This is a genomic window from uncultured Oceanisphaera sp., assembly GCF_947495715.1.
Taxonomy (GTDB): Bacteria; Pseudomonadota; Gammaproteobacteria; order Enterobacterales; family Aeromonadaceae; genus Oceanimonas; species Oceanimonas sediminis.
Genome location: NZ_CANLZU010000001.1, coordinates 1 through 19,437, shown reverse-complemented (window position 1 = coordinate 19,437; position 19,437 = coordinate 1). Strand labels below are relative to the sequence as shown.

General features: G+C 58.6%; 13 protein-coding genes and 1 pseudogene. 8 read left to right on the top strand and 6 right to left on the bottom strand.

Features of this window, described 5'->3' with window-relative positions:
• Nucleotides 1-173 precede the first annotated feature (173 nt).
• From Q0753_RS00070 to Q0753_RS00055, 4 genes are all read right to left on the bottom strand, one after another.
• Entirely contained in the window at nt 174-1,388 is a 1,215-nt protein-coding gene (locus Q0753_RS00070) for a pyridoxal phosphate-dependent aminotransferase (protein ID WP_298715532.1), read from the bottom strand.
• Nucleotides 1,389-1,705: 317 nt separating this feature from the next.
• Nucleotides 1,706-1,969, bottom strand: a complete 264-nt coding sequence (locus Q0753_RS00065; RefSeq protein ID WP_298715530.1) for a GrxA family glutaredoxin — start codon at nt 1,967-1,969, stop codon at nt 1,706-1,708.
• Nucleotides 1,970-2,048: 79 nt separating this feature from the next.
• On the bottom strand, nt 2,049-3,491 hold the full coding sequence (dacB, locus tag Q0753_RS00060) for a D-alanyl-D-alanine carboxypeptidase/D-alanyl-D-alanine-endopeptidase (RefSeq protein WP_298715528.1): 1,443 nt from the start codon (nt 3,489-3,491) through the stop codon (nt 2,049-2,051).
• Between the two features lie 41 nt (nt 3,492-3,532).
• Nucleotides 3,533-5,278 (bottom strand): DEAD/DEAH box helicase, encoded by a 1,746-nt coding sequence (locus Q0753_RS00055; RefSeq protein ID WP_298715526.1) that lies wholly within the window; start codon nt 5,276-5,278, stop codon nt 3,533-3,535.
• 572 nt (nt 5,279-5,850) lie between these two features.
• Between Q0753_RS00055 and fabV the strand changes: the two genes are divergently transcribed.
• The gene (gene fabV, locus Q0753_RS00050) at nt 5,851-7,050 is read left to right on the top strand and encodes an enoyl-ACP reductase FabV (RefSeq protein ID WP_298715524.1); all 1,200 of its coding nucleotides are present in this window, start codon (nt 5,851-5,853) and stop codon (nt 7,048-7,050) included.
• Between the two features lie 131 nt (nt 7,051-7,181).
• On the opposite strand, the gene Q0753_RS00045 is transcribed toward fabV, so the two are convergent.
• Nucleotides 7,182-8,135, bottom strand: a complete 954-nt coding sequence (locus tag Q0753_RS00045) for a sensor domain-containing diguanylate cyclase (RefSeq protein ID WP_298715522.1) — start codon at nt 8,133-8,135, stop codon at nt 7,182-7,184.
• A 3-nt stretch (nt 8,136-8,138) separates the two neighbouring features.
• Entirely contained in the window at nt 8,139-9,143 is a 1,005-nt protein-coding gene (locus Q0753_RS00040; protein WP_298715520.1) for a response regulator, read from the bottom strand.
• 327 nt (nt 9,144-9,470) lie between these two features.
• Here Q0753_RS00040 and Q0753_RS00035 point away from each other — a divergent pair.
• The 7 genes and pseudogenes from Q0753_RS00035 to Q0753_RS00005 all read left to right on the top strand — a co-directional run.
• A pseudogene (locus Q0753_RS00035) lies at nt 9,471-11,144 on the top strand (SulP family inorganic anion transporter); the annotation flags it as partial.
• Nucleotides 11,145-11,389: 245 nt separating this feature from the next.
• Nucleotides 11,390-11,860 carry an isoprenylcysteine carboxylmethyltransferase family protein gene (locus Q0753_RS00030; protein WP_298715518.1) on the top strand — a complete coding sequence of 157 codons (471 nt, stop codon included), beginning with the start codon at nt 11,390-11,392 and terminating at the stop codon, nt 11,858-11,860.
• Between the two features lie 122 nt (nt 11,861-11,982).
• Nucleotides 11,983-12,912 carry a 23S rRNA pseudouridine(2604) synthase RluF gene (gene rluF / locus Q0753_RS00025; protein ID WP_298715516.1) on the top strand — a complete coding sequence of 310 codons (930 nt, stop codon included), beginning with the start codon at nt 11,983-11,985 and terminating at the stop codon, nt 12,910-12,912.
• Between the two features lie 490 nt (nt 12,913-13,402).
• Nucleotides 13,403-16,459 carry an FAD-binding and (Fe-S)-binding domain-containing protein gene (locus Q0753_RS00020; protein ID WP_298715514.1) on the top strand — a complete coding sequence of 1,019 codons (3,057 nt, stop codon included), beginning with the start codon at nt 13,403-13,405 and terminating at the stop codon, nt 16,457-16,459.
• A gap of 128 nt (nt 16,460-16,587) precedes the next feature.
• Entirely contained in the window at nt 16,588-16,833 is a 246-nt protein-coding gene (locus Q0753_RS00015; RefSeq protein ID WP_298715512.1) for a GlsB/YeaQ/YmgE family stress response membrane protein, read from the top strand.
• A gap of 117 nt (nt 16,834-16,950) precedes the next feature.
• A complete protein-coding gene (locus tag Q0753_RS00010) occupies nt 16,951-17,373 on the top strand; it encodes a hotdog domain-containing protein (protein ID WP_298715510.1) in 423 nt (140 codons plus the stop codon).
• Between the two features lie 123 nt (nt 17,374-17,496).
• Nucleotides 17,497-19,266, top strand: a complete 1,770-nt coding sequence (locus Q0753_RS00005) for a DEAD/DEAH box helicase (protein WP_298715508.1) — start codon at nt 17,497-17,499, stop codon at nt 19,264-19,266.
• Nucleotides 19,267-19,437 lie beyond the last annotated feature (171 nt).

The window sequence follows — 19,437 nt, the reverse complement described above, 5'->3', positions numbered from 1 at the left end:
AAGTGTGAGGCGTGAGGGGTAAAACACCGAATCTACAGACCCGGTGTTTTTCTTTCAGCCTTTTTAGCCGTCATCCTGACGTACGTCAGGATCCTGGTTTTCTTTTAGCTCGTTAACTCAAGATTTTCGTATTGTGGAGTTGCTTGTTCACCTCACCCCTCACCCCTCACATTTTATTGTTGGTAATGCTTGAGGAAGCGGGCGAGGCGGCCGATGGCATCTTCCAGCTCTTCTACCCGCGGCAGGGTGACCAGACGGAAGTGGTCCGGGGTGGGCCAGTTGAAACCGGTGCCCTGCACCAGCAGCATCTTTTCCTGCAGCAGCAGGTCATACACCATCTTCTGATCGTCCTTGATGTTGTACATCTTGGGATCCAGCCGGGGGAACAGGTAGATGGCGCCCTTGGGCTTGACGCAGCTCACGCCCGGAATCTCGTTCAGCAGCTCCCAGGCCCGATCCCGCTGCTGGCGCAGGCGCCCGCCGGGCAACACCAGCTCGTTGATGCTTTGATAGCCGCCCAGTGCCGCCTGAATGGAATGCTGCATAGGCACGTTGGCGCACAGTCGCATGGACGACAGTATCTCCAGCCCTTCGATATAGCCCTTGGCCTGATGCTTGGGACCACTCAGCATCATCCAGCCCTGGCGGAAGCCGGCGGCACGATAGCTCTTCGACAAACCGTTGAAGGTGGCGACCAGCACGTCGTCACACAGGGTGCACACCGAATGGTGGGCTACATCGTCATAGAGGATCTTGTCGTAGATTTCATCGGCGAAGATGATGAGCTTGTTCTGGCGGGCGATCTCGATCACTTCCAGCAGAAACTCGCTGCCGTAAACCGCGCCGGTGGGATTATTGGGGTTGATCAGCACTATGCCCCGGGTCCGCGGGGTGATTTTGGACTTGATGTCGTCCAGATCCGGGTACCAGTCGGCCTGCTCGTCACAGAGGTAGTGCACCGCCTTGCCGCCGGACAGGGTGACGGAGGCAGTCCACAGCGGATAGTCGGGCGAGGGCACCAGAATTTCGTCGCCGTTGTTCAGCAATGCCTGCATTGCCATCATGATCAGCTCCGACACCCCGTTGCCGATATAGATATCGTCCAGATCCGTGGTGCGCAGGCCTTTCTGCTGGTAATACTGCATCACCGCCTTGCGCGCCGAAAACAGCCCCTTGGAGTCGCAATAGCCCTGGCTGGTCGGCAGGTTGACGATGATGTCTTTTTGCAGCTCTTCCGGTGCATCGAAGCCGAAGGGAGCGGGGTTGCCGATATTGAGCTTGAGGATCCGATGGCCTTCGTCTTCCAGGCGACGGGCTTCTTTGTGAACGGGTCCGCGAATGTCGTAACAGACGTTGTCCAGCTTGTGCGATTTTTCTACGGAATACATGGGTACTGACGGCCTCGGATTACACATCGGCCCGGATTGTCACCGGCAAGCAAAATGCCACCCGGCGACATGATGTTCATGCGCAGTGGGCAAAATAAGCAATCCGGGAGACACCGGCCGATAAAGACTAGTGATATGTTCCATGATGAGACTTTGTAGCCGGGATGAAAAGAGTAATCAGCGACTTGTGACGAAAAAAGACAATAGGGCGTGAGGAGTGAGGGGGTAAGAAGTGAGGAGGACAAGCAAAAGAGTGGTTTTCTGGCCGCCGTGTTTTACCCCTCACGCCTCGCCACTCACCCCTCACGTCTCAGCCCTTACTGATACAGTCCCAGGTGGACCTTGGCGTGGGCTTCAAACTCGGTGTAACCGCCGATGTGCTGCTGGTCGATGAAGATCTGCGGTACGGTTTCTACCGGCTTGCCGACGGTTTTTTCCAGATCTTCCTTGGAAATGCCTTCGGCGTGAATGTCGATGTAACGGAAGCTGAAATCATCCCGTTCCTCGGTCAGTTTTTCTGCCAGCTCTTTGGCACGAACACAAAAGGGGCAACCGGGACGACCGAAAATCACTGTAAACATGGGCTCTCTCCTGACTGATTAATTTATTCATTCATTTAACAGGCACAGTATAAGGACGGTGCTCTCGTTCTATAAATCGTTAGTTTGTTGCTGATTGATTGGTTTTAACAATGGAATCTGGCGTCACCACCGACTCCAGCCAGCGGCGCTCGAAGCGCCGGGCGGGCCATTCCCCCTGGCCGGCGGCAATGTTCTTTTCATGTTGCGGGCTGATGGACAAGCCATTCTGCAACAGCACGAACGCCTTGCGCCGGCCGCCATCGGTATCGATAAAGCCGACCAGATTCTGCACATGGGCTATGGTGCCGGTTTTGGCCATGATTTTGCCCTTGAGTGCCGGGCCGAGCACGCTGCGACGATAGCGCAGGGTGCCGCTTTCACCGCTGACCGGCAACACACCCATCAGCCAGTTGGCGCGGGGATCCTGTGCCATTACCAGCAACACCGCCAGCAGATCGTCGGCGCGCAGCAGATTGTGGGAAGACAGCCCCGAGCCATCCGCCAGCCAGGAAGGACCCAGATCGATGCCGGCCTTCTGCTTGAGAATGTCGCGCACCGCCTGGGTACCGTTACGGAAGCTGCCGGGCTGATTAAAGTGCTCGGCACCGAGAGTACGCAGCAGGCTGTCGGCATAAAGATTATCGGAATGCTCCAGGATCCGACGGCTCAGTTCCCGAAGCTCGGGCGAGTGGTGATGGGCCAGGGCGGGCCAGTCACCGGCCTCGATGCGGCTGGCCTTGATGCCGCCGGATACGCGAATGCCGGCCTGGCTCAGGGCCCAGCGCGTCAGCTGCTCGCCCCAGGCGTCCACATCCTGAATGGCAAAGCGCAGGGGCCAGGGATCCTTGCGTGGGCCGATACAACCGGTGAGGCGATACCGGTTGGGCGGGCTCATGTCCACTTCCAGTTCGCAGAAGCGGCGCTTCTGTTCGGCACGACTCAGCACCTCGACCTGGGCGCTGACCTTCACCGGCTGATGCGCCGGCACGGTCGCGCGGGCCGCCTGTCCGGTGCGGGCATAGAGGGCGCCCTGCACGCAGTTGCGATCCAGGATCAGCGCCGATACCGGCGAGGTATAGCAGACGCTCAAATCGTTCCACGACCAGCCGTTACCGCGATCGTAGCCGCCGAAACGTTGCTGATTGAGTAATACATTGCCGCTTACCTGACGCACACCGGTGCGTTTCAGCAGATCGCGCAACTGCTCTCTGGTCAACGAGGGATCACCGACGAAATCGATCAGCAGATCGCCGACCAGCTTGCCGTTTTGCAGCTTGCCCCGGTAGTGAACGCGGGTCTGGTAACGCCAGTCTGGGCCCAGCGCCAGGGCGCCGGCCAATGTGGTAACCAGCTTTTGGGTCGAGGCCGGTTTCAGCAGCAGATTCGGATTATGGGCCGACTCTATCTGGCCGGTGGCGGCATCGGCCAGAATCCAGGCCGCCTGGCCGTGTTCTGGCGGCGTGACTGCCTGCACGGAAACACTGAAGATGATGGCGGCAAGGCCGGTTATATAACGATGCATACTTCTCTTTAAGGTCATGGGCCTTCACGGTAACGAGCATGTTAAAGGGAGTGGGCGGTACGAAACCGGCCCTGATAATCGAACAGGGTTTCCTTTATTCGCCAGCCGCGTTTATGGCTTCTGGCAATCACGAAGTCCGGGTGACGAAAGCGCGAGGCCGAGGCCACGACTTCTGCCAGCGAGGCAAACTCCGGCTCCAGTCCGGGGGCCGGCCAATGCGGGCGCACAAATTCCAGAAAAAAACGACCGCGCCTACCCTTGTTGTCGAAAGCATACCATTGCTGCAGCTCGGTGCCATCCTCGTCGTGATAGGTGACCTTCAGTGCCGGTCCGAACTTGCCGCTGCTTTCTGCCAGGCTCAGGCCCGCACAGCGCAGCACCAGCGCATCCTTCAGCGCCAGTGCCTCTTTCAGCTTCTTGTCCGGATCCACCAACAGGTGGCCGCAGTCGTTGCACTCCCGGGCGGCGATGTCGTTTTCCGCCAGACACTGGGGGCAGGACTTGAAGCGAAAACGGTAACCGCAGGGCTCACCGGGTTCGCCTTCGTCATTCTCAAACAGGCCCTGACAGCGGCGGCCGAAGTGTTCCAGTACCCGGCCGTCGCTGTCAGTCTTGCCCCAGAAGATATTGGCGAAGCCGCAGGCGGGGCACAGCACCTGCACCTGGGTGGTGTCCGGGTGGGGGCGGGGCTCGCCCACATCGGGGGCGAAGATATCCATGTTGTTACCCGCGTAATCCAGCACCAGACAGTCGGTCTTGTCGGGGCTGAGACGCAGGCCCCGGCCGATGATCTGCTGGTAAAGCGCCACCGACTGAGTGGGACGCAGCAGGGCAATCACATCCACGTGGGGGGCATCGAAGCCGGTGGTCAGCACCGAGACGTTGACCAGATACTTCAGCTCTCGCGCCTTGAAGCGGTGAATAATGGCATCCCGCTCCGGCCCGGGAGTGTCGCCGGTGATCAGCGCCGTTTCTTCTTTCGGCAGCAGGCCGGCCACCTCGGCGGCGTGGCGTACCGTGCTGGCAAACACCATGACCCCGACCCGGTCGGCGGCGTAGTCCTGAATTTGCTGCACTATGTGCGGGGTGACTCTGGGCTGGCGCGCCAGCTCCTTCTCCAGCTGTTGCTCGGTAAAGAGTCCCTGCTCATACAGGCGGGAAAAGTCATAGTGCACCACGGGGGCGTCTATCAGCTCGGGCCGACACAGATAGCCCTGTTTGATCATCAGCCGCAGCGGCAGTTCGAAGAGGCAGTGTTTGAAGAAGCGTTTTGAGCGGCTGCGTACCATGCCGTGATAATGAGTCTGGTAAATCCAGCCCAGTCCCAGCCGATAGGGGGTGGCGGTCAGGCCCAGCACCTTGAGCCGGGCATTGGACTGGCGCAGGTGTTTGATCACCTTAAGATACTGGCTGTCGTCGTCATCGGATACCCGGTGGCATTCGTCGATCACCACCAGGCTGAAGTTCGCGAAATGCTCCAGATTGCGCGCCACCGACTGCACAGAGCCGAACACCACCTGGGTGTGGGCCTGCTTCCGGCCGAGGCCGGCGGAGAAGATCGCCGCGGGCTGGCCGTAACTCTGATATTTGGCGTGGTTCTGCTCCACCAGCTCCTTGACGTGCGCCAGCACCAGCACCCGACCACGGGCGATGCGCGCCAGCTCGGCGATTACCAGGCTCTTGCCGGCACCGGTGGGCAGCACCAGCACCGCCGGATCGTCATGACGACGAAAATACTCCAGGGTGCGATTCACCGCATCCTGCTGATAGGGGCGAAGGGTAAACATATGTTCTCTCTGCGTTTTATTCGGCATTATCACGCTGAGCACGAAGATATAGCAGCTGTAAGCCTGTCTTTTAGTTAGTCACAAGTCATTGAGAATGACCGCCATGCGAAGCAGCAGCGCGGTTGCGCTCCGCCGACACGCTTCAAGCCCATCCATGGGACGCTCGGCAAATGCCGTCCCTGGCATTTAACGGTCGGCTCCGGCAATCCCCGCTGCCACTTCGTGAAGCTGCTGTGCTGCCTGTCAGATACTGAACGTCAACTCCGTGCTCAACCAAGGAGTGGTCTGTCAGTGGTGCTCACCGACGACTCGGCGCCTAAAAAGAGGTGACTGGGATAGCCTCAGCCGACCATCACATGACAGGACGTCATGTGCTGAGCGTCGCAGGGATGCGGTTTAGCGTGTCGGAAGAGGCTACCCAGTTGCCTCTGAGCATATCTTATGGGCTGACAGAGTTGTGACTAAGAGACAGGCTCAACGCTTACAGCAATGAAACACGTCAGGCCTCACTTTTGTCTCGGAATAAGGTATCTTTAGCGTCTATCCGAGAAATAACCGAGGCAAACATCTTTATGATCATCAAACCCAAGGTCCGTGGCTTTATCTGTACCACCACCCATCCGGTCGGTTGTGAGGCGAATGTACGCGAGCAGATCGCCTACGTCAAAGCCAAGGGCCAGCTTGAACAGGGTCCCAAAAAGGTACTGGTGATCGGCGCGTCCACCGGTTATGGTCTGGCTTCCCGCATCAACGCCGCCTTCGGCAGCGGTGCCGCCACCATTGGCGTTTTCTTTGAAAAGCCGGCCACCGAGAAAAAGACCGGCTCCGCCGGTTGGTATAACGCCGCCGCCTTCGACAAGGTCGCCAAGGAAGAAGGCCTGTACGCCAAGAGCATCAACGGCGATGCCTTCTCCAACGAATGCCGCGATCAGGTGATCGAGCTGATCAAACAGGATCTGGGTCAGATTGACCTGGTGGTGTATTCCCTGGCCTCGCCGGTACGCAAAATGCCCGACTCCGGCGAACTGGTGCGCTCCGCCCTCAAGCCGATTGGCGAACCCTACAAGTCTACCGCCCTGGACACCAACAAGGACGTGCTGGTAGAAGCCGTGGTCGAGCCGGCCAACGAGCAGGAAATTGCCGATACCATAAAGGTAATGGGCGGTCAGGACTGGGAACTGTGGATGAACGCGCTGGCCGATGCCGGTGTGCTGGCCGACGGTGCCAAGTCCGTCGCCTATTCCTACATCGGTACCGATCTGACCTGGCCGATTTACTGGCACGGCACCCTGGGCAAGGCCAAGGAAGATCTGGATCGCGCCGCCCACGCTATCGATGCCAAGCTCAAGGCCAAAGGCGGCAACGCCCATGTGGCGGTGTTGAAGTCGGTGGTGACTCAGGCCTCCGCCGCCATCCCGGTCATGCCGCTGTATATCTCCATGGCCTTCAAGATCATGAAAGAGCAGGGCATTCACGAAGGCTGTATCGAGCAGATTCAGCGTCTGTTTGAAACCCGCCTTTACAGCGGCGAGCAGGCGCCGGTCGACGAGCAGAACCGCCTGCGTCTGGACGACTGGGAATTGCGTGACGAAGTACAGAACGCCTGCCGCGAGATCTGGGCCCAGGTACAGGACGACAACATCTACCAGCTGACCGACTATCAGGGCTACAAGGACGAGTTTCTGCGTCTGTTCGGTTTCGGCCTGACCGGCGTGGATTACGATGCCGACGTCAGCCCCGAAGTCGAGTTCGAGGTGATCGAACTGGCCTGATGCCGCGTCGATAATCATCAAAAGCCCCGGCCGGATATGACCCGCCGGGGCTTTTTATTGGGTTCGTTTGTCGGTCATGATGTTCGAGCGTACAGTGATAACAACGTCAACCGTAACGGGCGTTGCTTGCGTCAGGCGACCTCTACCCGGTTTTTGCCGGCATGTTTGGCGGCATACAGCGCGGTGTCGGAGCGGCTTAGCCATTCGGTAGCATGAGGAATGGCGTTATTCAGCGTGGCAATTCCGGAACTGATGGTATAGCGAATCTCCATGTTCCGGGTCGTTATCACCGCGGCTTCGACGGCCTGTCGCAGACGTTCGGCGATGACCACGGCGCCTTCGGTATCGGTTTCCGGCAATATAATGCCGAATTCCTCGCCGCCGTAGCGCCCCGATTGATCGGTACTGCGCAAGACGGCGCGAATGGTGGCGGCAAGGTGACGAATCACCTCATCACCGACCGGGTGACCATATCGATCGTTGATTGACTTGAAGTTGTCGATATCGATCAGCACCAGACTGCAGGGATGGCCATAGCGCTGGTATCGGGAAAACTCGCTATCGAGCTGGTTTTCCCAGGCGCCCCGGTTCAGCAGGCCGGTCAGGTTGTCGGTGATGCTCAGCCGGGCCAGCTTTTTGTTGGCTTGTTCCAGCGCCAGTCGGCTGCTGGCCACATCGGTGACATCGTAGATCATCAGGCAAACCCGCTTTACGCTGCCATCCGGCTCGGCCAGCGGGCTGATGGTCAGGTTCTGATACATGATGGGCTCGGTACCGGTGACCGGACGGCTGGTGCCAAAGCGAAACAGGTAGGGACGCAGCTCCCAGGAGGTGAAAGCCCGGGTTTTCAGAGTGACCACGGTGTCCACCTTGCGGCGCAGCCAGGTCTGGGGCAGATCGGGAAACAGGCTGAACAGGTTTTTATCCCGAACTGCGGTCGAGGTCAGGCCGCTGTGGTTTTCCATGAAGCCATTCCACAGCTGTATCTGGAAGTCCAGATCCAGTACCACCAGGCCGATTTCGACCGACTCCAGCATATCCACCAGAAAGTGAAAGGCATGTGCATCCAGTTTGTCGAGAGACATGGTTTACTCCGTCAGGTAAATCAACCGTTGCTCCAGCCGGTTGACCGAGTCTTCTGTCAGTAGCACCAGAAGGTTGCAGGAAATATGTTGCTGTTCCAGTTCGTAAGGAATTTCGATGCACAACAGTTGCTCGGCCTGCTGACGATGATGTTCGAGCAGAACCTCGAGCTGCTGGTGTTGTCCGAGAATGGTTGGCTGATCCAGCCCGAAGTGGATATCCAGCTGATCGCCCAGTCCCTTGAGAAAGGCACCAAACAGTATGCTCGACATGTCCATCAGAATTTCCATGTCCGGAGCCGGATTATCGGGTTCGTCATAATGCAGCAAACGCGCCATGGCCTCGATACTGGAATCGGAGAACAACAGCAGTGCTTCGCCGGACACACCGGCACCGACAAACCCCTGGCAAACGGCAGAGTACTGGCTGTTGCCCTCTACCGCCGAAATCGCCATGCTCAGTTCGCTGCGGGCGATCATCGCCACCTTGGGAACGGGTTGCAGAATAAACACATCCAGCAGCCGGGCCAGCAGGTTCGAGGCCTGCCCCATGGCGACATTGGCCAACTCCTGCAAGTAATCCTGCAACGACAGCGTGAGCGAGGGCAAGGCCTCGGGCGGCGTTTGGCGGGCGCCGCTATTGGGTTGATAAAGCCCGTATTCGGTCAGCAGCCGGGTCAGCTCGTCGGTATCGATGGGCTTCTTGATGAAACCGATGGCGCCCAGCGCCTTGACCCGCGACATTGCCTGAGGCTGAATATCACCGGAAACCACCACAGTGATGACCTGCAACTCCTGCTTCCTGATGGCCTCCAATACGCCGTAACCGTCCAGTACCGGCATGTTGAGATCGAGAAACAAGACATCGGTACCCTGATTATGCAGCAGCTCAAGGGCTTCACTCCCCTGGCTGGCAAACCGGATCTGTACGTCCCAGTCGGAAGGCAGTGTTCTTGCCATTTGCTTGCGCGCCAGGGCGGAGTCGTCACAAATCAGAATGCGGATTGTCATGCCATGGGACCTGCGCTGATAAAAAGAATAGATAGATGGTCTGAGCTGAAGAGAATGATTCAAACATACATCGAGTTCGCAGGACAGAAAATAACGGGGACTCTTTTCCATTTTTATGCGCCGGGTTCTTTTTACCAATAAAGCGGAGGAGCGAAATGATGCTGACGGTAGGGTGATAAGTCATGCAGCATAACAGGCATGGTGCTGTCGTCATTCCACATCGGTGATGAGATCTTACTTAAGGTGTTCAAATAAAGATGAACAGGTATTTTCACCGAGGCTCACCCTATAATGAAATATAAACAAATAATTATAATTGGTTGAAAAATGAACAACTTTTTCTCTCTGGGACGATGGATGCCGGGGCTGGTCACCCTGCTGGGATACCAGCGGGCCTGGTTGTTGCCGGATGTGCGGGCCGGGGTATCGGTAGCGGCAGTGGCGCTACCGGTGGCCATCGCCTACGCGGAGCTGACCGGTGTTGGTGCCGTGGTCGGGCTCTATTCCTGTATTCTGCCTATGCTTGCCTACGCCTTGTTCGGCACCTCTCGTCAGCTGATTATCGGCCCGGATGCGGCCACCTGTGCGGTCATTGCCGCCGTGGTCACGCCGCTGGCGGCGGGGGATCCTACCCGCCACTGGCAACTGGTGATGACCATGACCGCCATGACCGGTTTCTGGTGTCTGGTGGCCAGTCGATTAAAGCTGGGGGTGCTGGCCGACTTTTTATCCCGCCCCATTCTGATGGGGCTGCTGAACGGGGTGGCCATCACCATTATCGTCGGTCAGTTGTCCAGCGTGTTCGGCTTCAGCTTTACCCAGTCGGGTCTGATTGAACGACTGCTGGCGGCGCCCGATTATGTCTCCCATATCCATACTTCGACCCTGAGTATCAGCCTGCTGACGCTGGTGGTGATGCTGCTGAGCCGGCGTTTTCGGCCGCAGTGGCCCAGCTCCCTGCTGGGACTGGCCGTCGCCACCACCCTGCTGTGGGGGCTGGATCCTTCGCGGCTCGAGGTGGCGGTGGTCGGCTCCCTGAGTGGCGGCATTCCTCAGCTGCAGCTTCCCGAATTTCCTCCGGGTCTGATTCGGGAGCTGGTGCTGCCGGCGCTTAACCTGGCCATGGTGAGCTTTGTGTCCATGATGCTGACGGCGCGCAGCTTTGCCGCCAAGAACGGCTACGATATCGATGCCGACAAGGAATTCCGGGCGCTGGGTTTTGCCAACCTGGCGTCGGCGATGTCTCAGGGCTTTGCCATCAGCGGCGCCGACTCGCGGACCGCGGTGAACGATGCCAACGGCGGCAAGAGTCAGCTGGTCTCCATTGTGGCGGCGCTGGTGATTGCGGTAGTGACCTTTTTTCTGACCGCGCCGTTGCAGTACATTCCTACCGCCGCCCTGGGGGTGGTGCTGATCATGGCGTCGTTGTCGCTGACCGACTTCAAAGGTCTGTGGGCGTTGCGCCATTCGGATAAATCGGCTTTCTGGCTGGCCTGGATTACCTTTGCCAGCGTGTTGTTCATGGGGGTGATCCCCGGCATTACCCTGGCGGTGCTACTGGGCCTGTTCCAGTTTCTGCGCAATGTGATGCGCCCGACCGATCAACTGATGGGCATGAACGATGAAGGCATAGTGCATACCCTGGGCCATAACGAAGAAGTCAAGGCCATCACCGGGGTGCTGATTTATCGCTTCAATTCACCGCTGACCTACTTCAACGCCGCCTATTTCAAGCGGCGGGTCTTGCTGCTGCTGGGCGGTGAGCATCATCCGCCCAAGTGCCTGATCATCGATGCGGTTTCCTGCTTTACCCATCAGGATATCAGCGTAATGAGCATGGTGGGGGAGCTTCATAAAGAACTGAAACGACGCGGGGTACATATGGTGATGGCCGGAAGGCGAGGTCAGATGACGCACTGGCTGAAACAGGCCGGTATTCGGGTCGGGGAAGAAGGTATTCAGGTCTATCCCGACCTGTATCAGGCGTTGCGTATCAGCCGCCATCACTGGGCATCGGAGCCCGGTGATGGCGCGGAAGACAAGGAGCCGAAAGAGAATAACGCAGACAAACAAGCGGCCAGCCCCCCGGCAGGGATGCAGTCGGGCGCGTCGGCGTCGACCGATACCGGCGTAAAGAGGCAGATGATCGAGCCGGAGTCGGCAGCCGCCATCAACACCCGGCAAGAGCGAGTCGACGAGTCGGTGGCATTACCGGTAACGGCCTTCCATCGGCGGGACTTTCCGCTATGACGCCAAGGCAAAGTCGACTCCTGTGGTTACCCCCGCCGGCCGTGCTGGCGCTGACGGCCACCATGATGTGGCTGACCGAGCAACAGGCGAGCCACTGGACGGTCTCTTTTTTCGGGCAGCAGGGGATAGCGATCCTTATCATGCTGACCGGGCTGGCGCTGATGCTGCTGGCGGTGTGGCAATTGCACCGGGCCCGGACGACGGTATTGCCGTTCAACCCGGGCAAGACTAGCAATTTGGTGACTAATGGTATTTTTGGTTATTCGCGCAATCCCGTTTATCTGGGCGACTCCCTGCTGTTGCTGGCCTGGGCCGTCTGGCTCGGTAATGGCCTCGGTCTGCTGTGGTTGCCGTTGTTTGTCGGTTATATGAACCGGGTACAGATAGGGGCGGAAGAAGGGGCGCTGGCGGCAAAATTTGGTGCCGATTATCATGATTACTGCCGTCGGGTGCGGCGTTGGCTATAGGACGGAGTCCGACACGAGACATGAAGCGGTCGGGCTTGCGAGCGACTGCCGGCAACTTTACACTGACCGCTTTTCATCATAGCGCCTGCCCGGGCAGGCGACAGCAAGAGATCTCCGACCCCATGAGCGAAGACAAGAGCGCGACCCGCCTCAATAAATTCATCAGCGAAACCGGCATCTGTTCCCGGCGTGAAGCCGACCGGTTAATCGAGCAGGGCCGAGTCACGGTCAATGGCGACGTGGCGGGCATGGGCGTCAAGGTCACCGATGCCGATCAGGTGACTGTCAACGGCAAGCCCTTGCGCGCCAAGCCGAAGGCGGTGTATCTGGTTTACAACAAGCCGATTGGCATTACCTGCACCACCGACAGGGCGATTCCGGAAAACATCGTCGATGCGGTCAACTACAAGGCGCGTATCTTTCCCATCGGGCGGCTCGACAAGCCTTCCTGCGGCCTGATTCTGCTGACCAACGACGGCGATATCGTCAACAAGATACTGCGCGCCGGCAATGCCCACGAGAAGGAATATATCGTCTCGATGGACAAGCCAGTCACCGACGACTTTGTTGCCCGCATGAGCGCCGGGGTGCCGATACTCGACACCGTGACCAAGCCCTGCAAGGTCAGAAAGGTCGGTCCCAAGACCATCAATATCATCCTGACCCAGGGCCTGAACCGGCAGATCCGCCGCATGGCCGAATACCTGGGCTTCAGCGTAACCAGCCTCAGACGAGTGAGGATCATGAACATCGAGCTGGGCGGACTGAAGTCCGGTCAGTGGCGTGAAGTCACGCCTCGGGAGCTGGCGCTGATCAACAGCATGATCGGTGACTCGAGTAAAACCGAAGAAGCCTCCATTCTCCAACAGCCCAAAGCCGCCCGCCAGGGCCCGCGCATCAAGGACAAACCGGCGACGGCCAGCCGTGGTAAACCGGCCAGGACCGGTAGCGGACGCGATCGACGTTCAGCTCCGCCTGGGGCCGGCCGGCCCGGCTCGCGTTCAAATGCCCGGCCAGGCAGCCGCACCGGCGGCAAAAAGACCGGACGTTAAACGCGGGTTACCGAGGGGATTAGGGACTGGGGATTAGGGATTGGCTGCTGTTTCAGCTGGCGCCGGGCAGCTCCTCCCCCTTGGCAGCGGGGCCGCAGATATGACTGCGGGCTTTCCCCAGGGGGAGGCGGGGTGGGGGTGTCATTTCTGACTGGACATCGAAACGGCAGAAAATGCAGGTATTTTGCAGTAACCCCTCCCTAACCCTCCCCTTGCGTTGCATCTCGCTGTGGTTCTGCGCAATCCGAGCCTAAGGGGAGGGAGCTGAGCGGCGCCGAGCTTACCATCGATACGGAACGGCTCCTCCCACTTGGCAGCGGGGCCGCAGATATGACTGCGGGCTTTCCCCAGGGGGAGGCGGGGTGGGGGTGTCACTTTTAACCGAGCTGTCGGGCTTCGATACCAGACCTCGTCTGGTCGGTGATTACTGCCGAGTGTATACTGGCCGCCACTCCGGGCGTATTTAACGAATAACAGGGAACAGGCCGTTATGATCCCAAGGATAGATCTGCAGCAGCAGATAACCCCTACCTATTTTGCTTTTCTCGACGCACTGGCCGAGAGCGGCTTTCGTGGCGATATTGAACGCAGCTATGCCAGCCGGCTGGCGGTCGCCACCGACAACAGTGTTTACCAGAGTCTGCCACAGGCGGTGGTTTTTCCGCGCTCGACGCAGGATTTGGTGGTCATGCTGGGTCTGGCGGCCAAAACCGCCTATCAGGACATCAAGTTTGCCCCCCGCGGTGGGGGCACCGGTACCAACGGCCAGTCGCTGAACGACAACATAGTGGTGGACCTGTCCCGTCACATGCATCAGTTGCTCAACATCGATGCGGACGGGCGCCGAGTTCGGGTGCAAACCGGCATGGTCAAAGACAGACTCAACCAGCTGGTGGCACCGCACAACCTCTTCTTCTCTCCGGACCTGTCGACCAGCAACAGGGCAACTCTCGGCGGCATGATCAACACCGATGCCTCCGGTCAGGGCTCCCTGGTCTACGGTAAAACCTCGGATCATGTGCTGGGCGTCACCGCGGTGCTGGTGGATGGCACCATCATCGAAACCGGCCCCGTCTCCGGTGAGGCGCTGGACAAGAAACTGGAAGAAGACAGCCGGGAGGCGGAGCTCTATCGCTGTGTGTATCACAGCGTGACCGGGCATGCCGGTGAAATAGAAACACGTTTTCCCAAGCTGAATCGCTTCCTTACCGGCTACGATCTCAGGCACGTCTATGACAAGGCCAGCCATACCCTGGATTTGACCCGCATCCTGTGCGGCTCCGAAGGCTCGCTGGCTTTTATTGCCGAAGCCTGGCTCGATCTCACTCCCATCCCGACCTATCGCACCCTGGTCAACGTCAAGTACGACAGCTTTCAGTCGGCGCTGCGCAACGCGCCGCTGATGGTAGAGGCCAAGGCACTGTCGGTGGAAACCGTGGATTCCCGAGTGCTGGGTCTGGCGCGGGAAGACATCATCTGGCATTCGGTCAGCGATCTCATTCAGGACGTGCCGGGCAAGGTGATGGACGGCCTCAACATGGTGGAATACGCCGATCAGGACGGTGACGCCCAGCGCGAGAAGGTCGAGGCGCTCTGTGCCCGGCTTGATGGCCTGATCGAGCGGGGCGAGGCGGGCATCATCGGCTATCAGGTGTGTGACGATCTGGCCTCGCTCAACCGTATCTATGCCATGCGCAAGAAGGCGGTAGGGCTGCTCGGCAATACCAAGGGCCGCAAGAAGCCGATCGCCTTCGTGGAAGACACCGCGGTGCCGCCCGAAAACCTGGCCGACTATATTGTCGAGTTCCGTGCCCTGCTGGATGAGCACGGCCTGCAATATGGCATGTTCGGCCACGTAGATGCGGGCGTGCTGCACGTGCGTCCGGCGCTCGACATGACGGATCCCGAGCAGGAGGTGATGCTGCGCAGAATCTCCGACCAGGTGAACGCGCTTACCGCCAAATACGGCGGCCTGATGTGGGGCGAGCACGGCAAGGGCTATCGTTCCGAATACAGCCCCACCTTTTTCGGTGAAACCCTGTTTACCGAGCTGCGTCGCATCAAGTCGGCCTTCGACCCCTTCAATCGGCTCAACCCCGGCAAGATCTGCACTCCGCTCGACAGCCTGGATCAATTGGTGTCGGTCGACGCCACCAAGCGCGGTTTCTATGACCGCCAGATTCCGGTCAATGTGCGCGACGGTTTTACCCAGCCGATGGACTGCAACGGCAACGGCCTGTGTTTCGACTTCGATGTGCGCTCCCCCATGTGCCCCTCGATGAAGCTGAGCGCCGACCGTCGCCATTCGCCCAAGGGGCGGGCCGGTCTGGTGCGCGAATGGCTGCGCCAGCTGGCGGCCCAGGGTTTCGATCCCATGGCCGAAGAAGCGGCGGTAATGAGCCGCGGTGCCAGCGTCAAGGGCCTGGTGGAGCGGGTGAAATACACCTGGCAGAAAAGCCGGGGCGAATACGACTTCTCCCACGAAGTGAAAGAGGCGATGGACGGCTGTCTGGCCTGCAAGGCCTGCTCCAGCCAGTGCCCGATCAAGGTGGATGTGCCCACCTTCCGCGCCCGCTTTCTGCAGCTGTATCACCAGCGCTATCAGCGCCCGCCCAAGGATTACATGGTGTCCTGGGTCGAAAGTTATACCCCCTGGATGGCGAAGGCGCCCAGGCTGGTCAACCCGGTGATGAGCAACAAATGGGTGCAGCGCGGCGCCAGCTCGCTGCTGGGCATGGTGGACATGCCGCTGGTGAGCGACCCCAGCCTGAAAAACCTGCTGGCAACCGGCCCGGCGGCGCGGTTCGACATGGCCGAGCTGCAGGCATTGAGTGATGAGCAGAAGGCAAAAAACCTGCTGATCGTGCAGGACCCCTTCACCTCCTTCTACGATGCCAGGGTAGTGTTCGATCTGGTACAGCTGGCCACCGCGCTTGGCTTCCACCCTGTGGTGCTGCCGTTCAAACCCAACGGCAAGCCGGCCCACGTCAAAGGCTTTTTGCGTCGCTTCGCCGGCATGGCCGCCGACAGCGCTCAGTTCCTCAACCATCTGGCCCGGCTCGGCATTCCGCTGGTGGGCGTCGACCCGTCGCTGGTGCTTTGTTATCGGGACGAATACACCAAGGTGCTGGGTCCGGCCCGGGGCGAGTTCGAGGTGCTGCTGCCGCAGGAGTGGCTGCTGCAACAACTGGAGCGGCTGCCGGCCAGAACGCCGGCTGGCGAGCCCTGGTATCTGTTTGCCCATTGCACCGAAAAAACCGCGCTGCCGGCTACTCATCAGGACTGGGGCCGGATCTTTGCCCATTTGGGCGCCAAACTGGAGCCGGTGGCCGTGGGTTGCTGCGGCATGGCCGGCACCTATGGCCACGAGCGGGAGCATGCAGAAGGTTCCAGAGAGCTGTATGGCATGAGCTGGGCCGAGCCGATGAACAAACTGCCGCGCGACCGGTGCATGGCCACCGGTTTTTCCTGCCGCAGTCAGGTCAAGCGCATCGAAGGACAAAACATCAAACACCCGGTGCAGGCGCTGCTAAGCTTGTTGGCTTGAGTCTGACGCAGGATGTGAGGGGAAAGGTGTGAGGAGAGAGGGGAAACACACAGGGTCTGCAGATTCGGTCTTGTGCTCCTCACACCTCACACCTCACCCCTCACAATATTTTCGAATAAGGAGAAATAATGGGATTGATACTGGGATTGATTATCGGTGGTCTGGCGGGCTGGATCGCCGGTAACCTGATGAAGGGGCGGGGTTTCGGCCTGCTGGGCAATATTCTGGTCGGCCTGGTGGGCGGCTTTCTCGGCGGCGTGGTGTTTCGGCTGCTGGGGCTGGCGGCTACCGGCGTGATTGGCTCCCTGATCATGTCGGTACTCGGCGCCGTCCTGCTGATTTTCATTGTTGGAAAGATAAAAAGCCGACGTTGAGAGAGGGGCAGGGGTTAGGCGGGGAATAGGGATTAGGGAATCGGGAGTGGACCTTTCCCAATCCCTATTCCCTATTCCCTATTCCCTATTCCCAATCCCTATTCCCTGCAGTTAAATATGTGGAAAGATGAATTTACGCTGGACAATTCCCCCCAATTAACAGAGAATGCGCCCTCAGCCCAGTTGGGCATGACCTTTTGTGATGTGGGTCACGATATTCAAGCCGTAATGTGTTGCTTGAACATCGTAATAACCCGCCTATTCGGCATGCTACGTGGTGATGCATCAGATGTATTCGCCAAGACCCTGGGTTTTAGTAGCTGCCAAAATATGTGCGTTGAAGCGGGTTATATTGCGTTTTTTAGGAACATAACGCATCACGTCCGCGCCAAACGACGCGACCCTTGTCGGGTTGCCCGTCCCCTCCATTTGGGCGCGACGACACAAGTCTGGCAGATCGACATCCATGATGAGAAAGACGGACTGGTTTTTACCGGAACGTTAACCATGGCGGTGTTGAGACAAAAACGGCCAGATTAGCCTTGTGAATCTTAGTGTTAAACACACTCTGTAAAGGGAAACCCTCGTCTTTGGCGAGAATAGGTTGTCCCTGGCCTTTTACTGTATCAGTCCGCCGACATTCTATTAATTCGGAACTGTTAAATGACAAATACTTCTATTGTACCTGCTACCGACGCACCTGCTTTCACCGAGCTGGGTCTGGCCCCTGAAGTCTTAAAAGCACTGACCGATGCCGGTTACGTGACGCCTTCTGCCATTCAGGCTGCCGCCATTCCTACTCTGTTAAGCGGTCAGGACGTATTGGGTCTGGCTCAAACCGGTACCGGTAAAACAGCGGCATTCGCATTGCCGCTGCTGAGCACCATCACCGGTGGCAATGCCACCCCGCAGGTACTGGTACTGGCGCCGACTCGCGAACTGGCCATTCAGGTTGCCGAGTCTTTCGAAGGCTACGCCAAGTACCGCAAAGACATTCGTATTCTGTCCATCTACGGTGGCCAGGCATATGATTCGCAAATTCGCGCCCTGAAGCGCGGCGTCGACATCGTGGTCGGCACCCCGGGCCGGGTGATGGACCACATGCGTCGTGGCACCCTGAAGCTGGACAATCTGAAAGCACTGGTACTGGACGAAGCAGATGAAATGCTGCGCATGGGCTTTATCGACGACGTTGAATGGATTCTGGAACAGACTCCGTCTACCCGTCAGATTGCCCTGTTCTCGGCCACCATGCCGCCGGCCATTCAGCGTGTTGCGCAAAAGTACCTGAAAAACCCGAAAGAAGTGCGCATCGAAAACAAGACCCGTACCAACTCCAGCATTCGTCAGCGTTACTGGTTTGTGCGTGGCATGAACAAGCACGAAGGTCTGTGCCGTCTGGTCGAGACCGAAAACATGGATGCCATGCTGGTATTCGTGCGTACTCGTAAAGATGCCGAAGATCTGGCCGACATGATGAGTCGTGAAGGTCACGCCTGTGAAGCTCTGCACGGTGATATTCCGCAGAAACTGCGTGAAAAGGTGATCGAGCGTCTGAAAAACGGTCGTCTGAACATACTGGTAGCCACCGACGTCGTCGCCCGTGGTCTGGACGTCGAGCGTATCAGCCATGTGGTCAACTTCGACATGCCGCACGACAACGAGTCTTACGTACACCGTATCGGTCGTACCGGTCGTGCCGGTCGTGAAGGTGACGCCATCCTGTTTGTAACCGGTCGTGAAAAGCGCGGTCTGTACAACCTGGAACGTCATACTCGCCAGCCGATTGAAGAAATGCAGATGCCGTCTGCCGACGAGATCAACAAGATCCGTGCCGAGCGCTTCAAGACTCGTCTGCGTGTCAGCGTTGAAGCCGATGAGAAATCACTGGCACCGTTCGTCGAGATGATCGAGTCGCTGCAGGCCGAAGGCATGGACAGCTCTCAGCTGGCCGCCGGTCTGGCCCGTTTGCTGCAGGGTGACCGTCCTCTGTTCATGGAAGATCGTCCGCAGGCCGCTCGTCGTCCCGATGTACGTGAAAACCGTGAGCGTGGCGAACGCAGCGAGCGTCCGCGTACCCCTCGTGGCGGCCGTGACGATGTGTCCGGTGTGGTCATGGAAACCTTCCGCGTAGACGTGGGTCGGGTACACGGCGTCAAGCCGGGTCACCTGGTGGGTGCCATCGCCAACGAGGCGGATCTGGAATCCCGTTACATCGGCCAGATCCAGATTCACGACGATTTCTCTACCGTTGATCTGCCGGAAGGCATGACTGCCGACGTGCAGAAGGTACTGCAGAACGTGCGTGTTTGTCAGCGTCCGCTGAACCTGGCCAAGTACGAGGGTGGCCCGCTGCCCCGTCGCAGCTTCCGTCCCAACGACGATCGCAAGCCGCGTTCACCGCGTCGTAACGACAAGCGTCTGAACGGTTAATCACCGCTTCACACCGCGATTAAAAGGCCTGCCGGGTAACCGGCAGGCCTTTTTGCTGTGCGGGGGAAAGCGGCGCCTACGGCCGCCGTATTTCGTAGATACTCTGTTGGACGTCAAGATTTTATATGCTCTTCACTGAATAATAATGTTGAGTCAAAGGGTGTTTCTGTT